This is a genomic window from Sediminispirochaeta bajacaliforniensis DSM 16054 (assembly GCF_000378205.1).
In the GTDB taxonomy this organism is placed as follows: domain Bacteria; phylum Spirochaetota; class Spirochaetia; order DSM-16054; family Sediminispirochaetaceae; genus Sediminispirochaeta; species Sediminispirochaeta bajacaliforniensis.
Window position 1 is genome coordinate 283,380 of the sequence record NZ_KB899407.1, and the last position, 19,915, is coordinate 303,294.

General features: G+C 47.6%; 22 protein-coding genes, 5 tRNA genes, 1 other RNA gene and 1 pseudogene. 17 read left to right on the top strand and 12 right to left on the bottom strand.

All coding sequences use genetic code 11. The features are described from left to right. Positions 1–2 precede the first annotated feature (2 nt). On the top strand, positions 3–881 hold the full coding sequence (locus tag F459_RS0103140) for an HU family DNA-binding protein (protein ID WP_026294860.1): 879 nt from the start codon (positions 3–5) through the stop codon (positions 879–881). Here the strand turns inward: F459_RS0103140 and F459_RS0103145 are convergent. Next, the gene (locus F459_RS0103145) at positions 878–2,428 is read right to left on the bottom strand and encodes an NAD(P)/FAD-dependent oxidoreductase (protein ID WP_020611286.1); all 1,551 of its coding nucleotides are present in this window, start codon (positions 2,426–2,428) and stop codon (positions 878–880) included. The genes F459_RS0103140 and F459_RS0103145 overlap by 4 nt on opposite strands. Positions 2,429–2,498: 70 nt before the next feature. Between F459_RS0103145 and F459_RS0103150 the strand changes: the two genes are divergently transcribed. The 11 genes from F459_RS0103150 (at position 2,499) to recR (ending at position 7,073) form a co-directional block, all read left to right on the top strand. Continuing rightward, the gene (locus F459_RS0103150) at positions 2,499–2,822 is read left to right on the top strand and encodes a hypothetical protein (protein WP_020611287.1); all 324 of its coding nucleotides are present in this window, start codon (positions 2,499–2,501) and stop codon (positions 2,820–2,822) included. Between the two features lie 3 nt (positions 2,823–2,825). Continuing rightward, positions 2,826–3,671, top strand: coding sequence for a deoxyribonuclease IV (nfo, locus tag F459_RS0103155; RefSeq protein ID WP_020611288.1), 846 nt, complete (start codon positions 2,826–2,828; stop codon positions 3,669–3,671). Positions 3,672–3,764: 93 nt separating this feature from the next. Then, positions 3,765–3,849: transfer RNA gene (locus F459_RS0103160), tRNA-Ser, on the top strand. Between the two features lie 17 nt (positions 3,850–3,866). Next, a tRNA-Ser gene (locus F459_RS0103165) sits at positions 3,867–3,954 on the top strand. Between the two features lie 8 nt (positions 3,955–3,962). After that, a tRNA-Arg gene (locus F459_RS0103170) sits at positions 3,963–4,036 on the top strand. A 12-nt stretch (positions 4,037–4,048) separates the two neighbouring features. Then, positions 4,049–4,135, top strand: a tRNA-Ser gene (locus F459_RS0103175). A gap of 25 nt (positions 4,136–4,160) precedes the next feature. Then, positions 4,161–4,248, top strand: a tRNA-Ser gene (locus F459_RS0103180). 20 nt (positions 4,249–4,268) lie between these two features. After that, positions 4,269–4,367, top strand: an RNA gene (gene ffs, locus F459_RS23460) — signal recognition particle sRNA small type. Positions 4,368–4,403: 36 nt separating this feature from the next. Continuing rightward, positions 4,404–6,155, top strand: a complete 1,752-nt coding sequence (gene dnaX / locus F459_RS22065) for a DNA polymerase III subunit gamma/tau (protein ID WP_020611289.1) — start codon at positions 4,404–4,406, stop codon at positions 6,153–6,155. Further along, positions 6,152–6,484, top strand: coding sequence for a YbaB/EbfC family nucleoid-associated protein (locus F459_RS0103190; RefSeq protein WP_020611290.1), 333 nt, complete (start codon positions 6,152–6,154; stop codon positions 6,482–6,484). Before dnaX ends, F459_RS0103190 begins: the two co-directional genes overlap by 4 nt. Position 6,485: 1 nt before the next feature. Further along, on the top strand, positions 6,486–7,073 hold the full coding sequence (recR, locus tag F459_RS0103195; RefSeq protein ID WP_026294861.1) for a recombination mediator RecR: 588 nt from the start codon (positions 6,486–6,488) through the stop codon (positions 7,071–7,073). Here the strand turns inward: recR and F459_RS0103200 are convergent. The 4 genes from F459_RS0103200 to F459_RS0103215 all read right to left on the bottom strand — a co-directional run bounded on the left by F459_RS0103200 (position 7,068) and on the right by F459_RS0103215 (position 11,092). Next, the gene (locus F459_RS0103200; RefSeq protein ID WP_026294862.1) at positions 7,068–8,492 is read right to left on the bottom strand and encodes an MGH1-like glycoside hydrolase domain-containing protein; all 1,425 of its coding nucleotides are present in this window, start codon (positions 8,490–8,492) and stop codon (positions 7,068–7,070) included. The genes recR and F459_RS0103200 overlap by 6 nt on opposite strands. A 206-nt stretch (positions 8,493–8,698) precedes the next feature. Then, positions 8,699–9,619, bottom strand: coding sequence for an SPFH domain-containing protein (locus F459_RS0103205; RefSeq protein WP_020611293.1), 921 nt, complete (start codon positions 9,617–9,619; stop codon positions 8,699–8,701). Beyond that, positions 9,616–10,530, bottom strand: coding sequence for an SPFH domain-containing protein (locus F459_RS0103210; RefSeq protein ID WP_020611294.1), 915 nt, complete (start codon positions 10,528–10,530; stop codon positions 9,616–9,618). The genes F459_RS0103205 and F459_RS0103210 overlap by 4 nt, the downstream gene beginning before the upstream one ends. A 40-nt stretch (positions 10,531–10,570) precedes the next feature. Continuing rightward, complete coding sequence (locus F459_RS0103215) at positions 10,571–11,092, bottom strand: NfeD family protein (protein ID WP_020611295.1); 522 nt, start codon at positions 11,090–11,092, stop codon at positions 10,571–10,573. A 101-nt stretch (positions 11,093–11,193) separates the two neighbouring features. On the opposite strand from F459_RS0103215, the gene F459_RS0103220 reads away from it, so the two are divergent. Then, positions 11,194–11,775 (top strand): pentapeptide repeat-containing protein, encoded by a 582-nt coding sequence (locus tag F459_RS0103220; RefSeq protein WP_020611296.1) that lies wholly within the window; start codon positions 11,194–11,196, stop codon positions 11,773–11,775. Here the strand turns inward: F459_RS0103220 and F459_RS0103225 are convergent. From F459_RS0103225 to F459_RS24505, 4 genes are all read right to left on the bottom strand, one after another. Beyond that, entirely contained in the window at positions 11,772–13,112 is a 1,341-nt protein-coding gene (locus tag F459_RS0103225) for an alpha-amylase family glycosyl hydrolase (protein ID WP_020611297.1), read from the bottom strand. The two genes, F459_RS0103220 and F459_RS0103225, sit on opposite strands and share 4 nt — an antisense overlap. Before the next feature lie 14 nt (positions 13,113–13,126). Beyond that, positions 13,127–13,693 (bottom strand): TetR/AcrR family transcriptional regulator, encoded by a 567-nt coding sequence (locus F459_RS0103230; RefSeq protein WP_026294864.1) that lies wholly within the window; start codon positions 13,691–13,693, stop codon positions 13,127–13,129. 81 nt (positions 13,694–13,774) lie between these two features. Further along, complete coding sequence (locus tag F459_RS0103235) at positions 13,775–13,987, bottom strand: helix-turn-helix domain-containing protein (RefSeq protein ID WP_211213985.1); 213 nt, start codon at positions 13,985–13,987, stop codon at positions 13,775–13,777. Positions 13,988–14,004: 17 nt separating this feature from the next. Beyond that, positions 14,005–14,127 (bottom strand): hypothetical protein, encoded by a 123-nt coding sequence (locus F459_RS24505; RefSeq protein ID WP_020611300.1) that lies wholly within the window; start codon positions 14,125–14,127, stop codon positions 14,005–14,007. Positions 14,128–14,461: 334 nt separating this feature from the next. Here F459_RS24505 and F459_RS0103245 point away from each other — a divergent pair, with 334 nt between their 5' ends. Then, positions 14,462–15,412 carry a nitrilase family protein gene (locus F459_RS0103245; RefSeq protein WP_026294865.1) on the top strand — a complete coding sequence of 317 codons (951 nt, stop codon included), beginning with the start codon at positions 14,462–14,464 and terminating at the stop codon, positions 15,410–15,412. Next, a complete protein-coding gene (locus F459_RS22070) occupies positions 15,382–16,296 on the top strand; it encodes a DUF4386 domain-containing protein (RefSeq protein WP_154651604.1) in 915 nt (304 codons plus the stop codon). The genes F459_RS0103245 and F459_RS22070 overlap by 31 nt, the downstream gene beginning before the upstream one ends. Here the strand turns inward: F459_RS22070 and F459_RS0103255 are convergent. Together F459_RS0103255 and F459_RS0103260 are read right to left on the bottom strand one after the other, a co-directional pair. Then, positions 16,268–16,834 carry a Crp/Fnr family transcriptional regulator gene (locus F459_RS0103255; protein WP_020611303.1) on the bottom strand — a complete coding sequence of 189 codons (567 nt, stop codon included), beginning with the start codon at positions 16,832–16,834 and terminating at the stop codon, positions 16,268–16,270. The two genes, F459_RS22070 and F459_RS0103255, sit on opposite strands and share 29 nt — an antisense overlap. A gap of 43 nt (positions 16,835–16,877) precedes the next feature. Next, the gene (locus tag F459_RS0103260; RefSeq protein WP_020611304.1) at positions 16,878–17,462 is read right to left on the bottom strand and encodes a TetR/AcrR family transcriptional regulator; all 585 of its coding nucleotides are present in this window, start codon (positions 17,460–17,462) and stop codon (positions 16,878–16,880) included. 105 nt (positions 17,463–17,567) lie between these two features. Between F459_RS0103260 and F459_RS0103265 the strand changes: the two genes are divergently transcribed. Together F459_RS0103265 and F459_RS0103270 are read left to right on the top strand one after the other, a co-directional pair. Continuing rightward, positions 17,568–18,518, top strand: a complete 951-nt coding sequence (locus tag F459_RS0103265; RefSeq protein WP_020611305.1) for an amidohydrolase family protein — start codon at positions 17,568–17,570, stop codon at positions 18,516–18,518. 13 nt (positions 18,519–18,531) lie between these two features. Beyond that, complete coding sequence (locus tag F459_RS0103270) at positions 18,532–19,506, top strand: amidohydrolase family protein (RefSeq protein WP_020611306.1); 975 nt, start codon at positions 18,532–18,534, stop codon at positions 19,504–19,506. Positions 19,507–19,567: 61 nt separating this feature from the next. Here F459_RS0103270 and F459_RS0103275 read toward each other — a convergent pair. Continuing rightward, positions 19,568–19,915 (bottom strand): annotated as a pseudogene (locus tag F459_RS0103275) (hypothetical protein); the annotation flags it as partial.

A 19,915-nucleotide genomic window follows, 5' to 3' on the forward strand; every position in this document is an offset into this window, starting at 1 on the left:
GTATGAATAATGACAAACAAGTTGTAGAAACTATGCCGAAGGTGATTGAGCAGCATCTCAGAGGCCTGGCCGACACGCTTGACTTTGTCGATGCCGAAGAAGGGTTTTCTCGTCTAAAACAGGCATGGTCGGAAAAGGAACGGCTTTTTACCGGGCAGACAAGGCTTCTCGAAATGGCCGAAATAACGGAACTTGCCGAAGATGATTCCCGGGGCTGTATCCTTCTTACAAATTCAGGCTCTCTCCTCTCGCTTTTTCCCCATAAGGGTGAAGGGCGGGTAATGGAATATGCAAGCATCCCCATACGATCCGATGTTCCTGACATCATCAGAGAACAGGGGGTCACATACGCACCCTCCCTCTCGATCGGCAATCCTGCGATCCTTCATGGGGCTCCCATCAAAAAGACTTCACCGGTATATCGCATTGCCGTCTGCGAAGAAGGAGTATCCCCTGCGGAACAGGAAAAGAGGATCAGGGAAGCCACCATTTTTTTGACCAATGGCTTTGCAAGGATTAATTGCACCATCGAAACCCCTATGGCAGGTAAGATCGAGCATTTTACGAAAGATCGCATGGCAGCCTATATTGCCGGGCGTAACGACCTCACCCAACTCCAGGTCCGCAGAATTTTGGATGATTTCTTCTCGGTGGTGGAAAGCGGCATTATGTTGGGCGAGCGGGTCTCGTTAGGCTCCCTCGGGAAAATCGGTTACCGTGTGAGGCCGCCAAGCAAAGCCAGGATCATTACCGTCCCGGCGACTGGAGAGGAGATGACAATTCCCGCAAAGCCAAGCAGAGCTGTAGTTAAATTCTCACCTTCCGGAAGACTAAAAGAACGAGCCGAAGCCATTCCCATAGAAGAGGAAACGGACGACTAAGTTCCGACCACTGTCATCGCCGCCCGGATGCCGTCGGCAGCGGAACTTACGATTCCCCCGGCCCAGCCGGAGGCCTCCCCCACCACAAAAAGCCCCGGGAATTGAGGGATAGATCCATCCCGATCCCGCAGAACCTGGACGGAAGAAGAGGTTCTGCTTTCCAATCCAAGGATGGTTCCCGTATCAAACCCCCTGATCTTGCTGCAGAATTGAGCCAGACCACGACGAAGCCTTGGAAGAAGCAATTCAGGATAGAGGGCCTCGGGGTCTGCAGGAATGAGAGGAAAGGGATAGGAGCTCTCCTGGGGCAGTATTCCCGGAGCCTTTCCGGCGAGGAAGGCCGAAATAGAGGCGGCTGGTACCGCATAAGCATTGCCTACTTGCACAAAACGGCGCTCAAGATCGGCAAGAAGCTCCAGGGCTTCGAGAGGAGAAACGGGGCGTCCGGCAAGCTGGTCGGGATGGAGTCCAGCAACCACCGCCGCATTGGCAAAGCGTCCGTCCCTGTAATAATTACTCATACCATTGACAATATTTCGATCGGAAAAAGCCGCCGCCGGAACCACCCGACCGCCGGGACACATACAAAAGGTATAGACATTATCCGCTGCCGTCAGACGATACTCCGCAGCCTTTACCCCGGGCACATGGAAGCTGCCCCATTGGGCATGATTAATGACACGCTGCTCATGCTCCACCCGAAAGCCAAGAGCAAAGTTTTTTGTTCGATAAGGTACCCCGCTGTGAATCATCATAGCGATGGTATCGTCGGCCGAATGGCCGCAGGCAACGATCAGATAATCACATTCCATCCCATCAATTTCCGAACCTTTGCCGCCAATGCTTTTTTTGCATGATAAACGAAACCCGCCTGCGGAAAGAGGGGTAAATCCCTCCAAAAACGTATCAAAAGCAAAGGAGCCTCCTAAGGTCTCCACCTTGGCACGAAGAGCACGAGTTATTCGAAAAAGGTTATCGCTGCCGAGATGGGGGTGTGCAAGCCAGGCTATCTCTTCGGGGGCCCCGGCTTCGATGAAGGCTTTATGGATAAGAGCACGCTCGGGGCCGATATGCTTCGATCGGGAGGTCAGTTTGCCGTCGGAAAAGGCCCCCGCCCCTCCCTCACCAAAGGCATAGTTGTTGCACAGGGGAAAGATCGAGTCGGCCTCAAAGGCATCGATATCGCGTTTACGTTTTTCAATCCGGGAACCGCGTTCTATGACGGTTACCGAACACCCCGCCTCGGCAAGAACCAAAGCCGAGAATATACCGGCGGGGCCACTACCGACCACCACCACATGACAGGGGCCACGCCTCTTGGGCACATGGGGGGGGGCAGGCGCTGTCCAGGACTCGCCCAGCAGTTGATCGGAGATGACAACAATCGACAAAAGCCAATGAATTTCCCTTTTCTTTCGTGCGTCAAGACTCTTTTTTTCGATTGCATAGCGGAATTCGGTCAGACCACTCTCTTTACGAAGAAGCCTGAGAAGGTCCTCTTCCCTGTAATCGGTAGGAAGAGACAGCTGATATCGTTTATAGCCCATAGAGGACTTATCATAGGTAAATTTTGCCTTTCCGGCTACGCCTTGGTATCTTAAAGAAAGGAGGAACGGTATGAACAGCCTCAATAGTTTGCATGATGAGTTTATACAAAAGCTCCCGGACGCCATTCCGGCTGATCTGCTTTTCAAGGCTTGCAGCCAGAATTTCTGGGGGGAAGAGTTGGAAACGATCTGTGGAGAGCTGGCGGATACCCTGAATGCGGACTGCTCAAGGGAGGATTTCTACCTTTGGGACTATGATCACCTTGAATTTATTATCGAACAGGCACGCCGATTCCATTTTTCGCTGCCGAAAAATTTCGTGAACGGCCTTCCGCAGCAGTTCGTTCTGCGCATCGAAGCCGACCATCTTTACGCACCGGAGTGCAGAAACTGAACTATGAAGTATATCGGAGCACACGTTAGTGCCGCCGGCGGGGTTGAGAAGGCCCCGCTACATGCAGCGGAGATAGGCGCAGGGGCTTTTGCTCTTTTTACAAAAAATCAACGTCAGTGGAAGGCAAAGCCCTTGGATGAAAGCTCTGTAGCGGCTTTCTCCGACCATTTATCCCAAGCAGGGATCAGCCCCGATCATGTGCTGCCCCACGATTCCTACCTCATCAACTTGGGTTCTCCGGAAGAAGAAAAATGGCAGCGTGCCTTCGATGCCTTTTTGGATGAAGTAAGACGGGCCGAACAACTCGGCCTCAAGCTTCTTAATTTTCATCCGGGAAGTCACCTGAAAAAGATATCCGAAGCGGAGTGTATAGCACGGATTGCAAAGGCGATGAACAGGGCCATAGCAGAAACCGATAGCCTGGTTCTGGTTATAGAAAATACCGCAGGCCAGGGTTCAAACATAGGTTACAGCTTCGAACAGCTGGGACGACTTGTAGAGTTGACGGAAAATAAGAAGCGGGTCGGAGTCTGTATCGATACCTGCCACGCATTTGCCGCCGGGTATGATATCCGCAGCAGGGAAGCCTATGACCATACCATGGCACACTTTGACGAAGTCGTCGGCCTTTCCTACCTGCGGGGTATGCACCTGAACGATGCCAAATCCGAGCTTGGAAGCAGGGTTGACCGTCATGCCCCCTTGGGGGACGGAAACATCGGTATCGAAGCCTTTCGTTTCCTGATGGAAGATCCCAGGCTCGATGATATTCCTCTGATTCTGGAGACACCGGAACCCGACCGCTGGGCCCAAGAAATCAAGACCCTTTACGACTTTGCAGGCATCTGACGTCGGCGGCTGATCACATCGAAAATCAGCCGATATATTGACAAAGGAAGATGCCACAAGTATATTGAAGGCCCAGTTTGCTGGTCAGAGAATGGAGAGGTGTCCGAGTGGTTGAAGGAGGCGGTCTTGAAAACCGTTGAGCTGCGAGGCTCCGTGGGTTCGAATCCCACCTTCTCCGTATCAGCGTTTGTATTTGGAGAGGTGCGAGAGCGGCCGAATCGGGCTCCCTGCTAAGGAGTTGTACCTTAACCGGGTACCGGGGGTTCGAATCCCCCCCTCTCCGTTTTGTATGTACCCATAGCTCAGCTGGATAGAGCGTTAGATTGCGGATCTAAAGGCCGGAGGTTCGAGTCCTCTTGGGTACATTCTTTTTTTACGGAGAGATGCGAGAGCGGTTGAATCGGACGGACTCGAAATCCGTTGTACCGTTTACGGTACCGAGGGTTCGAATCCCTCTCTCTCCGCAGGCAAAAAGAGTATCGTGATTCTGGAGAGATGTCCGAGAGGCCGAAGGAGTACGCTTGGAAAGCGTATGTACTCTAACCGGGTACCGGGGGTTCGAATCCCCCTCTCTCCGTTATTTCCCCTTGGCTTCCCGGTCAGGTCCTGCGCTATTGTCCACCGCCCAACTCCGTCAGGACCGGAAGGTAGCAGCGGTAAGCGGACGGATGATGAGCCGCAACCGGCTTGATCGGTGCCGAGGGGTTTTTTTTCGGCCAATATGGGTGGACAATGTCATACGAAGTAACAGCAACAAGGAAACGGCCCCAGGGCTTTGAAACACTGGTTGGTCAGGATTTTGTCGTATCGACCCTTTCCAGTGCGGTTTCGTCGGGGAGAATAGCCCACGCCTATCTTTTTTCCGGCCCAAGAGGTGTCGGCAAGACCTCTGCGGCACGGCTTCTCGCAAAGGCCCTGAACTGTGAAAACGGCCCAACTCCTGCTCCTTGCGGGGAGTGTAGCAGCTGTCGGGAAATCTCCAGAGGTAACAGCCTCGATGTGATCGAGATCGACGGTGCCAGCAATACCAGCGTCAATGATGTACGGGAGATTAAGGACGAGGTCCTCTTTGCACCAAATAGCGGCCGCTACAAGGTGTATATCATCGACGAGGTCCACATGCTCTCCAACAGTGCCTTCAACGCACTGCTGAAGACCATAGAAGAGCCGCCTCCCTACATTGTCTTTATCTTTGCAACTACGGAAATTCACAAGGTACCGGCGACCATTCGCAGCCGTTGCCAGCAGTTCAATTTTCGCCTTATTCAGCCTGAAACGATCAAGAATAAATTAGCCGAAGCAGCCGCGGAGTTACAGATAGAGGCCGAAGATGAGGCGCTTTTCTGGATTGCCAAGGAGGCGACGGGAAGCCTTCGGGACGCATATACCCTTTTCGACCAGGTAGCCTCTTTTTCAGACAAGGGAATCACCTTGGAAGAGATACGCCAAAAGCTGGGGCTGGTAGGTCTGGAACGGATAAACGGGGTTGCAGAGGCTTTGGCGGAAGAGGATGCAGGAAAGGCCATCGATCTGACCGAATCAATCCTTACCGACGGCGTCGCAGTAGAGCAGTTCATCATTGATCTGGCCGAATACTTTCGAAATCTCCTTTTTATTCATCACGGAATCAAAAAAGAGGCGGTTCTCGGTTACAGCCCCGAACGTTTTTCGTCCAAGGCACGGGAAGCATGGAGCGTCTCTCAGATGGAGACGGCCATCGAACTCCTGCTCAAATTGTACCGGGAGATTCGCTACAGCCTGAACCAACGCTTTGAACTGGAACTTGTCATGAGCCGTCTGGCCGGTATGCGAAGCTACCTCTCCCCCAAAGAGGTTCTCCACCAAATCGGTAAACTTCGTAGCGAGCTGGTGGAAGGGAAACTTCCCCTTGATTCGCAGCAAGCAGCCGGTCCCGACAATGATGTTCCTGAAACCGAGCCTCCCCGGAGTTCACAGATTCGCGAACACGCATCCACCCCCCGAGAACAGGTTCCCCAAGACGCCTCCCAATCGGCCTCACAGAAGGCATCGAATCCTGTTCATGAAAAGAGGCACCAGGACTCGATATCACCCGAAGAACACGAAGAAGCCCCCCAGGAAGCCGGTCATGCCGTTGCAGAACAAACAGAGCAGGCAGGCGTACCAAGAAATCTTAGCCAAGAGGAAATTCAGCAGACAATTGACTCCTTACGAAAAACAAAGCCCGCCCTGGTTTCGGCATTAGAGAAGGCGGGAACATGGCACCTGGAGGGAGAAACGCTTTCCATCGATTTTGAAAACGGCTTTACCGTTAACTTCGTGCGTGGAGAGATTCCCATCCTTGCCGATGCGCTGTTGCAAATCATCGGATTTCGACCGGCGATTAAACTCAACACAATATCAAAGGAACAACAGCAGGAAGAAAACGACGATACAGAGGTTCGGCTTGTCACAGAAGTATTCCGCGGTGAAGTAATCGGCCCCAAAAAAGGAGAGAGGGAATGAATCCCATGGACCTGTTCAAAAACATACAGAACCTACAATCCGGCATGAAAGACATGCAGGAGCAGTTGAAAGATATCGTGGTAATCGGTACTGCGGGCGGTGGCATGGTCGCCATCGAAATGAACGGACAGATGCAGGTCATCGGTGTCAGAATCGAACGCGAAGTAGTCGATCCCGAAGATATAGGCATGCTGGAAGATCTGGTCCGGGCCGCTTTTAACGATGCATTTGCAAAGGTTCGCGAAGAGATGCAGAATAAACTTTCCGGCGGTTTGGGAAATCTGAACCTTCCGCCCGACTTGCTTAACAATTTGGGAAACCCCGGCTGATATGAACCAGTTGGAGCGACTCATCCGAAGCCTTTCTAGGTTACCGGGTGTGGGAAGAAAGAGTGCCGCACGAATTGCCCATTACCTTCTCAAAGCCGATTCGGCCTTTGTCACGCGACTTGCGGAAGAGATCGGCACACTAAAAGAACACATACATCCCTGCCCTGTCTGCGGAAACTTCACCGAGGATGCGCTCTGTTCCGTCTGCTCGGATCCTCGTCGGGATGGAACACAGATCTGCGTGGTGGAAGAGCCTCAGGATGTGGCGACCATCGAGTCAACAGGGGAGTATAACGGCCTTTTTCACGTTCTTGGCGGAGCCATCAATCCGATGAACGGAGTCGGGCCGAGCGATCTTTCCATTGATAAGCTGGTCAAACGGGCATCCGAAGATACGGTGAAGGAAATTATCATCGCAACCAATCCTACAGTCGAGGGAGACACCACCGCACTTTACCTTCAGAATATCCTAAAGGAACGCCCCATTGAGGTCAGCCGCCTGGCATCCGGGCTGCCGGTAGGCGGTGATCTCGAATATGCGGACAAGCTTACCCTTGCCCGCTCCTTCCGGGGACGAACGAAACTATAGTTTGTCGATCAACATCGAACACTTCCCCGACGGGATCGGCAGGGTCTTCTTTTTCTTTTCATCCAATACTGTGATCGTGAAATAGTAGAGTTTTTCCGACTCAAGCCTTATCTCCCACCCTCTCGAACTTTTGTTACTGAGGATGGTAATCATATTACGCTTGAGCGAAAGATTCTCGATTCCCATGATCTCCAAGGTAGGAACGATCCAATCGACGGTCTTTCTCGGCAAACTGATGGTCAAACCAAGAACATTTTCAATCATCAGGGTGATAGTGGAAAGAGCAATTCCCGGCAGATATAGCGGTCTCGGGAAATCCTCACTATCGGGCCACTGTGCAGGGCCTTCCTTATGGGGAAGATAAGCTTCCCACAAATTTCCCTTTTTATCACCTTCGGGATGCAGGGTATCAAGCATAAAATAGAGATGCCGGATAGATGCTTCTCTGGCCAGCTCATAGCGGGCATATTTTTCAAGCCCCTTGATAACCATGAAATTCAACGAAGGATAGACAGACCCTCGACAACCGTATCCATTCTCAGTGAAATGGGGAGAATCAACAGCCAAAGAGGGAAAGGGATGTTCTGTACCGAAGGTTTCCGGATTCTTCAAATGAGCGATGAGAGCATTAGACTTGTCCTCATTAGGGATCTCGGCAAGGAGGGTCCAATATGCACCAATCATCTTTTCGTTAAGGCGCTTCCCCTCTTTATCAAGATCGTAATAAAAACCGCTTTCCTCATCCCACATCTGAGAATTAATTCTTGTCTTTAGAGAAAAGTAATTTCTTTTATACCTAAAACTTATCTCTTTGTCGTTGAGAACATCGCCAATCGCACTCATATAGAGCGCGTTAACGGCCTGCTGCGCATTAAAATCAAGCAGATAGACCGCTCCCTCGCGGGGGGCATTCTCCATCATGGATGCTTCCGCAGGTACGACGTACAGCCCGGTATCATCTTTAAAATTAAGCTCAAGCCAGGCATAGTAGGCCTCAAGATAAGACATAATCTCCTTGAGCCGTTTCTTATTGCCGACCTTATGAAACAGATTGTATTCTGCCAAGGCAAAAAGTGGAGGGCCAACCCCAAGAGGGTTTTCCTCGGTTAAAACCGGATTACCATCGTCTATTCGATAGGTACAGCGGATGGCACCGTCGCTTTCCTGCTTACCGTAGAAATTATCCAGGTTGTGGAAGGCGGAAAAAAGTCGGTTGCTGTAAACCAAGAAAAAGGTAGACATGCATGCCTCTGCCTGGTTAATCGTATCTCCACCGGGGTAGCGAAAAAATTGCTCCTGGAGCCCATTTTTCTCTCCGTTTCGATACCAGGCTTCCTCTATCCACGCCCAGCTTTTTTCATAAATATCGACAAAGTCTTGATCGTAAAAATGAACGATCGGAAACCCTTTTTTCGAAATTAGTGAATTATGCATAATCCCCTTTCTACATGCACGATAAAGAGGGCATACCTCTAGATCAGAGTATAAAATATTATGAGGTTATAAGTTACTACGTATCGCGTGGGAAGTCAAATTTACTTTTTACTCTCTATCCTGTCAAGAGAAAGGAACAACGACGAAAAGCCCACCCTTTTCGCCGCTCTTACCTCGAAGGGTCGGGCCAATTACTCTTTGACCATACGTTCGGCCTTTGTCATCATGGCGGACATGTCGGTAACGTCCATAGGGACAACAACCCTCGTCTGCTTTTTAGCCAGTTTGCTCAACTCTTCGATATACCCTTCGGCAACCCGCAGGGCCAGTGCATCCTCTCCCCCCTGATTCGCCACCGACCGGGCAACCAATTTGATTCCTTCAGCCGTTGCTCTCGCCAGGGAAAGGATCTCCTGGGCCTTTCCTTCAGCCTCGTTGATCATTTTTTCCTTTACACCTTCAGAGCGGTTGACAGCCTCTTCCATTTCGGCCTGGCTGTAGTTGATCTTCGACTCTTTCTCTCCGAGACTTCGGGCAATCGCAGCCCGCTTTTCCCGCTCTGCACGCATCTGAACTTCCATCGCCTCCAGGATTCCCGATGGAACATTGATATTCTGGATCTCATACCGGGAAACCTTGACCCCCCAGGCATCGGCAGCCTCATCCACAGCTTTCACAACCTCGGCATTGATAGCATCCCGTTCTTCGAAGGTTTTATCAAGTTCAAGCCTACCGATGACCGACCGCATGGTGGTCTGAGCAAGCTGAATGGTTGCATACTGATAATTGGTGATGCCGTAGCTTGCACGTCGTGCATCGACCACCTTCATATATAAGACCCCGTCAACCCGAACCTTGACATTGTCCTGGGTAAAACAGTCCTGGGCAGGAACATCGACGGCCATCTCTTTTAGTCCATGCTTATACTTGACCCGTTCAATAAAGGGAACGAGTACATGAAACCCGGCGTCAAGGGTACGGCTGTACTTGCCAAGCCGTTCGACCACCAAGGCAACCTTGCCTGGAACGATCCGAACACTACGAATCAAGCTAACAAGAATAACGGCCCCGAAAAGAAAAATAAGAAGCATCAAGGGAAGAAAAGGGTTCATACCTTACCTCCGGCTATTCCCGGTGCCACCGTATCGATAAGAGATTTAAGCCTGGCAAGATCATCCGGAAGAACCGTTGTTTCCGCCGTATCGAGAATGGCTCCAAACTTGGTAAGATACTGTTCCGCCAGCCGCAAGCCCATGGCCGCCTTTCCCTTAGGAAGCTGCAATGCCTCGGCGATCATCTGTAAGCCTTCGGCTGTGGCCGCACTGGTAACCTCAATCGCCTTGGAGCGCCCTTCCGCTTCGTTAATCCGACGCTGGCGCTCTCCCTTGGAAAGATTAATCGCAGCCTCCCGGTCTCCCTGAGAGATGTTGATACGGCTCATTTTTTCGCCTTCGCTGGCAAGAATTTCCGCCCGCTTCTCCCGCTCCGCCCGCATCTGCTGCTCCATCGCCTGTTCGATGGTATCGGTGGGGCGAATATCCTTTATCTCATAACGAGTAACCTTGATGCCCCAAGGATCGGAAGCCTCGTCAACGGCCCGGACGATTGCATCGTTGATCTCATCCCGTTCACTGAAGGAACGATCAAGATCCAGTTTTCCGATCTCCGACCTCATCGTGGTCTTTGCCAGCTGAGCGGTTGCATAGCGGTAATTGTCGATCCCATAGCTCGCCTTTTCTGCATCCATCACACGGAGATAGAGAAGTCCGTCGACAGTAACCTGGACATTGTCCGCGGTAATACAGACTTGAGGCTCCACATCGATCACCTCTTCTTTCAGGGTATGCTTATAGGCCACCCGCTGGACAAAAGGAATCACGAGATGAAGTCCGGAGCCGAGACTTTTCTCGTACTTTCCAAATCTTTCAATGATATACACCTCCTGCTCGGGTACGATCCTGATCAATTTAAAAAAGATCACGATGACCACAAAGGCAAGAAGGTAGGCCAAAATAACGTTCATAAAGCCTCCAATAATAATCCGTTACATAAGAGTATAGCAATCACAAAGTAGTTTCTCCGGATTTCGGAGAAGATGGATCTTCGAGACGATCCAGGAATTCGTCCCGGCCGATTCCCTCAAACGGGGCCGTTACCGTTAGTGTCAGTCCCGATATTTCTATGACTTCAGCCTTGTTACCAGGCTCAAAGGTTTCGGTTAAGCTAACGGCCTTCCAGCTGGTTCCCCGATATCGAACCCTTCCCGGCTTATCGGGGGAAATGGTTTCAAGAACCGTAACGACTTCTCCTAATCCCTCATTGGAGATAGATCTGTTAAGAACTGTTCCCCGAAAGATTTTTGCAAAATGCCGCCTCAGAAAGGCAAAAGAGAGTACGGAACTTACAGCCCAGAGTAACAGCTGGCTTCCAATATCGGAGGCAACCGGAGGAACCAAGGCCGACACAAGCGCCGTCAAAAGAGCACCTGCCCCAAAAAAGAAGATGGTAAAGCCGGGTATGACCATTTCAAAGGCTATGAGCAATACGCCTATAAGCCCCCAGACAAAGGGAGGGGAAAAAAACATCACGTTAAAAGCTCCTTATTCTCATTCACAGCATAGTAAGAGCGGGACATGAAGTCAACGATTCTGATATCATGGAATGACAGAAGAGGAGGGGCGGTTCAATGATATCGGAGAAACAGTACCACTGCGATGCACAATTTATCCAAAACGATATGATTGATATGGATTTCACCGATCATACCTTTGAGAATTGCAGCTTTTCGAACTGTCGCTTTTCCGAATTGAAGCTGGCCGGGACAGGCTTCATCTCCTGTGTGTTTGAGACCTGTGAGTTTGTCGTCACAGAAATACAAAACGTTAGCTTCAACGATACCCTCTTCGATGCATGCAAGCTTTTGGGAATCAATTTCACCAATTGTAATGATTTCGGCTTTTCTCCACGTTTTAAGGCTTGTTTGATGAAGTCGGCCGTCTTCAACAACAAAAATCTCAAAAGTATGCCTTTCGAATCGTGCGAGATTGCGGACTGCGACTTTACCGAATCAGATCTTCGGGATGCCGACTTTTCAAATTCCTTTTTCAAAGGTACACGCTTTCACCAATGCGACCTTCGGAAAGCGGATTTCCGCACGGCAAGGGGCTACGAGATCAATCCCATGACAAATAAGATCGTACAGGCACGTTTTACCCTGCCAGAAGCTCAGTCGTTTCTTCTCTTTCTTGGAATCGACCTAGGCCCCTAAACGCCCTCCTCCGGGCCTTGCGTCGAAAAGATACGAAAAGATTTTGGGCCAAGCTCAGGCTGGACACCGGCGACCTCTCCCGTAAGTGTATCACGAAGTTCCTGAAGGCGAGCTTCCTTCAGTGGAATCGGCATCGATCGGTCGGCGGAATTCAGGAGTATCAATACCCAGTCATCACCATGATTCCTGACAAACCCCAATTGCCGGGAGGCCACATGGACCTGTCGATAGTCGCCTCGGCGGAGAGCAGGATGTCTTTCACGAAGCAAAAAAAGTCCGCGAATAAGCTCCGGAAGCCGGAATCCGGAACGCTCGATCTGTTCGGCAGGAGGCCGGAGATTCCAGTCAGATCCCGGCTCCTTCATACCGGGAGTCTCCCATTCGCTTCCGTAGTAGAGAGCGGGAACACCGGGCATGGTGCAGAGAAGCGCATAGACGGTTGGAAGATCCGCACGATCTTTCAAAATGGAAGCAATACGTGATACATCGTGGTTATCCACAAAATTGAACAGGGGTAACCCACGGCATAGCCCTTCTTCGCCGAAAAGCCGATTCAGCGACCAGGCAATTTCGAAAAAATTTCCGTCGTTGTGGCTGGAATAGATTCCCTTATAGCACTCATAATTGGTTACCGAATCCAGTCCATCCAAACGCAGATAACTGCCGTAATCTCCATGAATTACCTCACCAAGCAGTGCAAAGTCGGGATCGAGGGATCTGCATAATCCGGCCAGTTCCCGAAGAAACCCTTCCTCGAGGTTGTAGGCGACATCGAGACGCAGCCCATCGACGCCATATAGTTCCTTCATCGACCGAACAGCCCCGAACAGATGATCTTTCACCTCTGCATTGGAAAGGGCCAACTGAACCAACTCATGGTGCCCTTCCCAGCCGGTATAGGAAAACCCATCGTCCCCGAAACCAGGCGAAGAAAAAGAGACGCCGTCGAACCAGGAAACGTAGTCGGAGGCAGCACCCTTTTGCCGCAGGTCATAGAAGGCCCAGAAATCACGACCCACATGATTGAATACCCCGTCGAGCATCAGCCGCATTCCCCGACGATGCACTTCTTCGGCAAAATCGGCAAAGGATTCGTTGGTTCCAAGGCGCCTATCGATATGGTAGAAGTCCACCGTATCATAGCCGTGGCTTGTCGATTCAAAGACAGGACCGAGAAGAATGGTATCAAAGCCCATCTCTCGTATGGGATCAAGCCAGTCGATGATTTTCAGGATTCGATGTTCCGCCGGAGATGAGAAATCGTTTCTATGAGGGGCCCCGCAAAATCCCATAGGAAAGATGTGATAGACCCGGGCCTCGTTCCACCAGCTGCTCATATGCTTCCTCCTTCTTACGAGTAGATCCCGTGGGAAAATTGTCTAACGGCCTCGCGTCGAACTCGGTCATCCAAACCCGTGTTTCCGTCGAGAAAAAGGGAAACATAGGTGTGGAGCATACCGAGAAAGGTAGCGGCAAAGGGCTTGCTCCGTCCTTTCATGTTGCCGTGATCTCCGGAGGCCAGGCGAAAAAGGGTTTCGAAGGTGCGGTACTGTTCTTCAAGCCACGGCTGTATGACAAGGCGCGCCTCACTCTTTATCGGAGCATGAATCATCGAAAGCATAAGCCGGGAAAAGAGCGGTTGTTTTTCGGCAAAGGAAAAAAAGCAAGCCGCAGCCTGGTCCAGGTTTTGGGGAAGATCGTGATGGTACGAGGCTGCGTGGGCCAAAGCCTCGTTCACTTCCTGAAACAAGGGAGCGATAAGCGCTTCCAGCAGCCCCCTTTTGCTGCCGAAATGGTGATAGAGACTTGGCTTTGTGATGCCTGCGGCATCGACGATCTCCTGAACGCCGACGGCATCATACCCACGTTCGGCAAAAAGTTTGAGGGCACAGGCACTAATAAGAGGGCGGCTACTCATAAGAGTAATATACCGATCGGTATATAGCTTGTCAAGATAGAATATTTGGTAAAAAGAGCCCCAGAAATACAAAAAAAGGCTTCATCCCTTCTTTCTATATATGTTGAGATTAACTCCGATTTTTTTCTTAAACAACCGGCTGAAGTAATGAGGATAATCAAATCCAAGTTCATAGGCTATTTCGTTAATAGTCATATCGGAGCCGAGAAGAAGGCTTTTGGCTTTTTCAAAAACCTGATAGAAAATATGCTCATGCGTAGTTTTCCCGGTTTCTTTTTTTAATAGATCACTCAAATAATGATCAGAATAATTCATCTGCTTCGCACAATTTTATGTATAATCGTCTTTATGCATTCCTGAACAGACTCTTCAACGGTAACGTCCAACGGAAGAATAGAGATACCGCTTCCTTCAAGAGCCTGAAGTTTGTTCATCTTTCGGGAAGCTCCATAAACAGTAAACCCGGCTTACTTAAGTAAAATCGACGTTTCCCTGCCGATCCCGGAAGATGCTCCGTTAATTAATACAACCTTCTCCATAAAAATCTCCTTATCATGAATGATGAACATAATTTGCTGAATCAAAAGGAATATCAAAATTCAATAAATGGAGATTATTCTACACATTTTACCGATCAAACAGTTCATTTTGATTGCTTTTCGCTTCAGTCCTTATATGAATCTATTGATACACGCACGAATAGTAACGTACATTAATATCATACAGACAAGCATGATTTTTCCGTTGATAAAAAATGAGGAGACATATATGAATTTGGCAGTCGCTCAGTTTCAACCCAAGGATGGAGATAAAACATATAATCTCTCTGTTATTGACGAATTGACAGGCAGAGCTAAAGCACAAAAAGCAAACCTGATAAGCTTTCACGAAATGTCCATTACAGCCTATACCCATACGAAGGATCTTGATCTGTATGCACTAAAAGCCCTTGCCGAAGAAGTTCCGGCTGGTTCCAGCACAAAAAAGCTGATGCAGATCTCCTCAAAACATGGGATTCCCATTTTGGCCGGACTGGTAGAGATTGAAGGCGATAAAATATACAATACGTATATTTGTGTTGACCAAAATCGGTTAGTTGCCAAATACAGAAAATTACATCCATTTATCAATACACATATGTCCCCGGGAGCGGGTTATGTATTATTTGATTTACTAGGTTGGAAGTGCGGGATTCTTATCTGCTATGATAATAATGTTATTGAAAATGTTAGAGCAACGGCCTTATTAGGAGCAGAAATCATTTTTGCACCTCATGTAACAGGATGCACTCCATCAGCCATGCCAGGCAGAGGATATGTAGAAGATTCAAAATGGCAAAATAGAAAAGAAGATCCCGTTTCGCTAAGAATGGAATTCGACGGCCCAAAGGGAAGAGGCTGGCTTATGAAGTGGTTACCCGCAAGAGCCTACGATAATGGAGTGTATTACGCTTTTACCAATCCTATAGGCTATGATGGAGAACATCTAAAATGTGGCAATTCCATGATTATCGACCCTTACGGTGAAATTCTTTCCGAGATCAGATCGTTCGATGATGATATTACAATAGCTAAAATTGTTAAGGACAAGATACAGCTTTCGGGAGGATATAGATACCGCAAGGCCCGCAGAACTGCATTATACAAAGATATTATTGGGCAGGAAAATCTCGGTACCACCAAACCCCAGTGGTTGAACAGCGACTGTTCTTCTTTATAGGAGAAGTTATTCCCGCGCTTACTCAATCCTATCAGCAAACTTTCGAATCCTTGATTTACGTCAATGCAGTACAGCGTTTTTCGTGCTACATATTGGCACAAGTTGATAAGGCTCAAGGAGGAATTGACATGGCAAAAGAGAACATCGATGAAGAATCAATACATACTGTTTCCATAATTGCCGGTATTAGTTTCAGTATTATGACCTTTGCGGCTTTTTTTGCTTCCGGGTTTGTATATGACAATCTCATTGTATCATATGATGCATTGACTACGGCACGTAATATTATTGAATCACAGTCCTTATTTCGCGCTGGATTATGTGGCTGGTTAATAATCATTGTCGCAGATGTCATCGTTGCATGGGCCTTCTACCTTTTTTTCAGCTGTACCGATAAAAAACTATCCCTCTTATCCTCCTGTCTCCGTTTTCTTTATGCCTGTATCCTTGCCATTGCTGTCTCCTGTCTCACTTTTGTAACCATTCTAAGCGATACCAATTTTGCTCGGTCAATGAACACGGAACAATTGTATCCGCAGATAATGCTATTCGTTAACGCCTTTGACGCGATTTGGAATTGGGGACTCATCATTTTTGGAGTTCATCTTCTGCTCACGGGAATCATAGCAATAAGATCTAATATCGTACCGACGATTATGGCAATAATTCTAATCGCCGCATCCGCAAGCTACCTGATCGTCAACCCGGCCTATATGTTGCTTCCCCGCTATTCAACAACAATAGAGATCATAGACAAAATTCTTAAAGTGCCGGCGATGGGAGAGGTAGCGTTCGGCTTATGGTTATTTATACGGGGCGGGAAAAAGAAGTATGGTAAAAACTTTACCGCTGCAATCATGAAAGCCGGGACAATCGCTTTTTAATTCTGCTCAGAGATTCAAGAGTTATTCCCAGATAACTCGCGATCTGATGCTGGGGAACCCGAGTAAGAAGGTCGGGCCTCGAGTTTTTCAATGATGTGTAACGTTCTTCGGGCGTTGAGGCTTTGAAAGCAGCAAAGGAGTGCTGAACTTTACCGAATTTCCGCTCTAATAACTGCAAATTTAGTTCCTTCAATTCAGGGAATACTTCGTACATGTTCTGCTCGAAGTCACTTTTGCCGACGATTAATGCAGAATCATCCAGGCAGGTAATAAAGAAATCAGACTTCGTTTGCTGATCTTTCCGTCCAAAATCTGCAAAAAATTCTCCTTCGGTATAAAACTCGACGGTCTGTTCTGTAGCTTTTTCATCATAAAAATACTGTCGGAGGCATCCCTTTATCACAAAAAAGCAAAGAGAGGAGAGATCTCCCTGGCGAAGCAGAATATCTCCTTTGCCATGCAACTGTAAGGGAAGGGCATCGACTATATCCTGAAGACGTTTTCTGTCGAACGAAGTACCACTTTCCAGATATGTCAAAAGGTCCGCCTTTAGTTATAGTATAGACTGTAGCATATCCCACCTATTTCTGCTTCGAGAGAATACCGAAAAAGAACAACTGAATAAGCTCTGAAATATCATCGCGGCCTGATAATGTTCCGAGATTAGATTCAACTCCTTTTTGAAAGATATGGATATGTGTCAAAATAGTGGTCGTTTTTACCTTTTTATCGATAAATCCGGAAGTTTTACCCAATTCAATAAATTTGATCATCAAGCTGTTTGCTTTTTCCTTGAATTCTTGCTCATAGTAATTGTTCAGAACCTCATCCAGGCTCAGAAGCTCGGTGAAAAAATCACCTCTGAGGAATTTAAGTCCCTGATTTTTATTCATGATTATCATTTTTACTTTTTCAGGAAAAGGATTCTCACTTTCTATTATGTTATTAATATCAAAAAGTATTTCCGAAGAAACGGCTTTGATAACATATCTAATCAAATCATCCTTACTGTTAAAGTATTTATAGATGGAAACCTTCGACACCTGTGCCTTCTCGGCAATTTCGTTCATGGATACCTTTTTTATTCCGTAAAGCGAGAATAATTCGATACTGGCATTTTTAATATTTTCTTTTTTCTTTAAGGTTCTTTTTTCATGTCCAGTCATAAGGCTTCTCCGAAATGGTAAATTATCACAAAAAGTTGACACAGTCAAATTATTATTGTACTATATAAACCGTAATAGTACATTTAGTTTTAAAAAGGAAGGAATATGAGAAAGCAAGAAGAAAAACACAGGAAAATTGATGTGCATGCCCATATGATTCCTGAGTTCTATGTGAAGAAGATGAAAAAGAGAGGTATCAATGGCCCCCTGTGGAACGATTTTCCCCGCTGGTCACCGGAAAAAGACATGAAAGTAATGAGACATAACGGCATTGCAAAAAGGATATTATCATTATCTATACCAGGGGTTTGGATTGAGGAAAAAGGTGGTGATATAGTCTTTGCAAAAGAATTGGCGCGAGAATGCAATGAATATGCCTCACAAATCAAAAAAACATTTCCTGATTATTATGGCGCTTTTGCTACAATCCCTTTTCCCAACACAAGTGGAACTATTGAAGAAATAAAATATGCCCTTGATGTACTAAAACTTGACGGCATAACGTTATTTACAAACACCGGAGGAAGGTATCCTGGGGAGGATGAGTTTCAGGCAATATTCAGCGAATTGGATGCAAGAAAAGCCGTTGTTTTTATACATCCCGAAGACATACCGCTGGAGTATGGAGAATACAGTATACTCGCTCCTATTATCGATCGCCTTCTTGATACCGGAAGATCCATGGCCCATTTGTTGACTCAGGACGTATTATCTTCCTACCCGAACGTCAGATATATTCTGTCACATGGAGGGGGATCATTTCCACTTATTATTAAGTGGATGGAGTATTATAATCAGATACATCAAGAAGATTATCAAAAAATAAAAAGCAGACTCTTTTTTGATACCGCACAGCAAGGCAATTTCCTTTACAGGTATTTGAAAGGATTCTGCGGTACTTCACAAATCGTTTTTGGGACAGACGGCGGGTGGCAGTCGCCTGTTCAGGTAGCCCAAACAGTTAAGGCATTCGATACCTCTATACACTTTAATTCTGCAGATTTCGAAGCCATAGAATGGAAAAACGTACAAAGACTATTCCCAAACACTGATTAGAAAGGAAGGCGACATGAAGACAATCTCAAAGATAGACATTCATCATCATTTTTTTCCGAAAATCTATAAGGCAGAGCTGGAAAAAAGCGGTCGGGACCAACGTATTAATCCATCCTGGAAAGTAGAGACTTCATTACGGTTGATGGATGAAGGGAATATCGCAAAAGCATATCTTTCACTTCCCTTTACCCCAATATATCAGACCTCTATTATCGAAAGAAAAATCGTGAGGGAATGTAATGAATTGGCAGCCACAATAATACAGGCCTACCCGAATAGATTTGGAGCATTTGCTTCCATCCCCTATATGAATATCGATAATTGCCTAAAAGAAATAGCGTATTCTTTGGATGTCCTGAATCTTGACGGTATTATTCTTCATTCTAATACAGAAGGTGAAATTCCCTATCCTTCCGATTTGGAGGTTTTGTATTCGGAATTGGATAAAAGAAAGGCAGTGGTTTTTGTTCATCCTAATACAAGCGCTAAAAAGCGTCTCCTTGACGCACCAGCCTATAAGGGTGATATAGAATACTATTTTGATATAGCCCGATTTATCGTAGCTCAATTATTCAACGGCACTCTTGAGAAGTACCCAAATATTAGATATATCCTGGCAAATGGGGGCGGTATTGTTCCTTTTTATGCCCAGAGAATAAGCAAACCATATTATCTCAACGGGAAGCGATTACGATGGGGAAAAATCATCAAAGACATGAGCAGGAGAAAAAACAGCGGGGAAGAACTTTTGAGCAACCTTTACTATGAAACGGCGACAGTTCTTGAACGTGATTTCATTTCAGCGTTAAAGAACGTGGTAGATAGTGGGCATATACTATTCGGGAGCAACTATGGAGAAAATCAGAGAAACGACCTTAACATATCAATTGACCAATTGGTACTCGATGGTATCTTTAATGAATCAGAAGCCAACGCGGTTTTTTCTTTGAATGCAAAAAGGCTGCTCGAGGAAAAACCTCATCGATAACGAAGCATTAGAAGGCTATAAAGAATACTTACTGTCAGGAATCGTGGTGATTCCTTTACCTTTAAGCCCATGCATAAGAAGGCAAATAGTCAATCATCCACCGTAAGGCCGTGGGAATGCACCTGACCCACAGCTCCCTCCCACTCCGATTCATGGGCTGGTTCCGTAAGAAAAACCTCCGCCTGGTATACAGACTCCTCAGCTCGGATGCTATCCGCTTCCCTTCTATCCCAGCCACTATCCCATGTGTCAGCCCCCGCTTCTCATCCTTTCCCCCAACCCGATAGGGCTTCATAAAGTTGTGATAATATCGGTAGATCTCAAGCCGCTCCAGCATGTTCACCGTACTTCGGGCAAACTGTACCGTCTGCCTCACATGATCCGAGTCATCCTTCCGGATCTCCCGGTC